Origin of the sequence: Chryseobacterium jejuense (assembly GCF_900100075.1) — a bacterium.
GTDB classification, from domain to species: domain Bacteria; phylum Bacteroidota; class Bacteroidia; order Flavobacteriales; family Weeksellaceae; genus Chryseobacterium; species Chryseobacterium jejuense.
Genome location: NZ_FNEG01000015.1, coordinates 1 through 4603, shown reverse-complemented (window position 1 = coordinate 4603; position 4603 = coordinate 1). Strand labels below are relative to the sequence as shown.

Annotated in this window: 2 protein-coding genes; both read left to right on the top strand. The window is 35.3% G+C overall.

What is annotated here, in order from left to right; translation table 11 throughout:
- The coding region (locus tag BLS98_RS22980; RefSeq protein WP_139166179.1) for a T9SS type A sorting domain-containing protein at positions 1–2481 on the top strand (2481 nt) is incomplete at its 5' end.
- A gap of 719 nt (positions 2482–3200) precedes the next feature.
- A partial coding sequence (locus BLS98_RS22975) for a hypothetical protein (protein WP_139166178.1) occupies positions 3201–4603 on the top strand: 1403 nt, incomplete at its 3' end.

Sequence of the window (4603 nt, the reverse complement as noted above, 5' to 3'; positions counted from 1 at the left end):
AGCTTAATTTATGTAAACAAGGAGGATAATTCCGGACAGGCACTTTATAATAACAATGCCAATCTTCAGGTAAACTGGTTTGGTAATTCAACAACATTGCCTGCCAATAGATTAAGTGAATTAAACTTATGGTCTGATAACTCAAAAGGTTTTATTACAAATGGAGATTTGAGTAATGACAATAGTGCCAATCCATATAGGGATAAATCGTCTTTTGATCCATGCCCTAACGGATGGAGAATACCTTCCGTCTTAGTTGCCAATTTAGGAGATACAAGCTATATTGATAATGTAAGAGTAGATTTTAGTCCCTTCGGTATTAAGAACAATATATCCATCAATGCTTTTGAAGCCAATAAGTATCATATCATTAAACCTAATGATAATAATACTCCTTCTTATATGAAAGGTTTCAAAATATACAATAATGTGGGAGTAGATCTAAGCAATGTAGGAGGAAATAATATGGGGGTATTTCCAGGTACAGGTATGCTTGTAAGGAATTACCATGAAGGACAGTATACAGATCAGCATGAAACATATTTATGGACTGCAACAATGACTAGGTTCTTCGATACAACACCTTCCGTTTCAGCAAGAAGTTTCCGTATGATTCCTGACAGAGATCAACCGGATGTCCCTGATTCTTCTTTACCTTCCATTACAGGGAGATATCAATATTATCCTATCGCTGGGGGAGTAACTTCCGCAGCTCATGGATGTAGATGTATTAAAGATCCTTTGTATGAAGTTAATAACTATAACTTCCCTACTGAGTTTTTTAATAATGCGGTAGAATATGCTGAAGGATTAAATAATCCCAACTCGTATACTATTGTGAAAAATACAGCAGAATCTACTATTCAGATCCCAATTAGTAAAGCATTCTCTGCTCAAAGCAAGCTGCTTAACAATCCTGATATTCTGAATTCATCGAATTTCAACAATCTGAAAGTTAATGTATTGTGGTCTACTGCCACAGGTTTAATCAGTAATGTTGCACTTTCTAATGCTACTCCAACTTCATTGGCCGATATTTCTAACACCAATATTAATGTTAAGATTGCTCCAAACCAATCAGGAAATGCTGTGGTTACGCTGCATAATGGAAGTATTATAAACCCTATTTATTGGAGCTGGCATATTTGGGTTACCAATACACCTATCAACTCTGTTACTTATATTACTGAATTACCTAATCAGGCAGCTGTTAATTATATCAATTACATCAAGCCCGGTGAAGTGATTAAAACAGAAATAATGGATAGAGACCTTGGGGCTAACCAAGCTATAGCAGAAGCTAATAAAACGACTTCTACCGGAGGATTACATTTTCAATGGGGTAGAAAAGATCCGTTGCCTGTTTTTGTAAATGCCAACAGAAACTCTGTTCCAGTTTATTTAGGAACGGTACAGGCCAATGGCAGTGTTACGTATACAACACTTGCTGCTGCAACTTATTATTCAGATTCTTATGTTAAAAAGTATCCTGATTATTCTGTACAGGCGAATGTATTGGCTACAGATAAAGTAGCGGATAAAATCAGTAAGGTGTTATCTTATTCTGTAAAAAATCCTATGATCTTCATGGTTCCTACTATGACCACGAAATCTGCAGATACTAATCACACTAATGGAGCAGACTGGTTGGCAAATGAGCCTAACCTGGCTCCGGAAAGATGGGGAAGAGGGGGTAAAAAATCACCTTTTGATCCTTGTCCGGAAGGATGGAGAATTCCTGATCCAACGGGAGTATCCAATACCAATGTAGGGACGAGTCCTTTTTATAAACCTACTGGAGGAATCAGTATTCCTAATAATTATGGAGGAACAAGAATTAACAGAAGTCCCTATAGTTCCGCTGCTATTGCATATTCTTTTGACAATCCTGCTTATAATATAGGGAGCTTTGCTAATTTGGGAGTAAGAGGAGGACGAAATACGATAGAAGCCCTTCCTGCTTCTCCGGATTTCAATGTTATTGATTACGTGTATGGAGGCTTTTGGTTAGGAGCTTTAGGTTCTAATTATACTGGAAGAGCATTGAGATCAGAGATACAGTATGCTGGAAACTATTTAAACCCATTCAGCAGTAATGCTGATCCGTATTTTGCTCAAAACTGCCGTTGTGTTAAAGTACAATATGATGAAAACGGAAATGAATTAGGACCAATTCCTAAATTGCAGATTACCTCATTATCTACGGCTAGAGCAACGAATGTTTTAGCAAAGTCTGTAATTGAGGATAAAATAACCCAAAATAAACTTGAGTTATTCCCTAATCCTGTGAAAAATATATTATACATCAAAGGTAATGACAGAGTTAAAGAGTATTATTACCAGATTTATAATATGTCTGGCCAGATGGTAAAATCAGGTAAGTTTGAAAATGAACAGACTGATCTTTCTTCTTTACTATCCGGAGCTTATTTAGTAAGAATCAATAATTCTGAAACCATAGTGAAGATTATCAAAGAATAATATGAATTAATGTGAAATTTGGAACCGTCTCAGTTTTTGAGACGGTTCTTTTTGAAGAAAGCTCTTTGATAGTCTTATATTATATAAATTGGGAATTGATATGGAATTGCCCTTAAAGCTTTTTTCGAATTTTTTTTAAAAATTACCTCAATCTAATATCACAAGAATATGAGAATACTCTTTAAAATTTATCAATAATAACTTTTTATAGTTGACCCAAATTCGAAGAAGGAAAATCTAAAAAATAAGGATGGTTCTTTATTTTATTCAATTATAGCAACGTTTTTTGTATATTCTTTATGATAAACAAACTTTACGACATTCTAAATCACCTATTTTTGATTTATTTTACAGGTTTTTCAAATATAGAATATCTCTATTGTGGGAATATATTTTTTTCCTATTTTTGTTAAGACTTTAAAGATCAGTTTTATCTGAAATTTTTAAAGTTGAAAAAACACACAATAAAAAAACTAAAAACTAAAAACATGAAAAAAAATACTTTCTACCCATTAGCTGGTTTCTCATTTCGTTACCTCTGAAACCTACTCACAAGAATCTGATTTAATCAATCGTATATTCCAGATAAAAAAATAAAATCCTGGCTTTAATTGCTAAGCTTGGGATTGGGATATTTTTGTAATTCTACTTTAATAACCAATGTATTATTTGGATTATACTTTCATTTTACCACTAAAAACACTTTTAATTCTATACGTATGAAAAAAAAATCAACCTTAAAGATTTTTGCTGCAGTACTTTGTATTGCATCGTCTCATACATGGGTAAGGGCAGCATCTGTCCCCGAACCCGGTGAGACCAGTATTGGATTCAAACATATGACTGCTTTACCTCCAAGCACATATGATCTGGATCCTCTTATTATCATTTCGCAAAATGTAAATGAGAAGGGATTGGTAGTTATGAAAGGCAACTTTCAAAAGCCCACTACCGCAGGAGATGTAAAAGTGACCATCAAGTACAAAGATGCCCAAAACAACTGGGTATCTCTATGGTGCAAAACTTTTGCAGGGAATTATGACTATGATGAAGATCTTACAGCTAATTTTGAGCTGCCGTCATCAGTTTTGAGTGCACACTCTGTTAAAATTGAATTGAGTTCAAATGAAACGGTGACCAATTGGTCATCAGTTACATGGAATAAAAGTGTAAACCATTACAAGCAATCGGATTACACGTATGGGAACTGTGATCTGGATGAAAACCAATACACTCTTCTGTTTACCCCTAAAAAGACCGGAACCGTTGTGTATAACCCCAATGGAACTGTTTCCGGGGTAAAAGACAGGGTGACCTCTCAGCATCTGGTAAGAAAACTGGATGATATTGTATTGTCTTTCCAGGGGAATGCTGCATTAGATAATTCCAATGCCAGTTCACCTGTAGTTAATATCACAAATCCCAATAATCTTCCTACGATAGCAAGTTCACAAAAATTTATTTATCAGAACAGTGATACAACTCCTTTCGAGTTCTCTTATCATGATCCGGTGTATATTTTTGCAGGGAAGTTTTCCAATGAAAGCTTCTTTATCAACTTCAGCAACTGGTTTTTACCACCGTCTGAAGGAGGTGAAGCATGGGGAAGAGGCTATCTTGATTTCACCAATCCTAATGCTCTTGTCAACAGATATTATAACCTGTACAATTACATCAATGAAAAACTGGGTGATGTTTTTACCAATCAGCAGCCTGTTGTTATTGTGATCAGTAAAATTACTGGATTAAGAGTTTATAAGGAGAATGGTCAATATATTTCGCTTTCTGCGATAAGCAACTACAATACGACCAACGATTTTGGGTATCCACCGCTTAATGGTAAGCAGAGAGGTCCCGGCTCCGAAAATTTTTCATTAAGTAATACCTCTCAGGCATCATTGTATGGTGTGGGAGCGATTAGAAACAGAAAAGTGATCAACAGCTGGAACGGTCCTATGAGACCTTTGATGGATATTGAAAGCGAGATTAATAAATTTATAAAGTATGTAGGAATTTTTACCAACCCAGTTACTGAGGAATGTCCTGTTTCCTGCTTTACAATCAATTCCGGAGCTGTATCTGACTTTGGAGACTGGTCTAAAGCGCCCAACAGTTATATCTT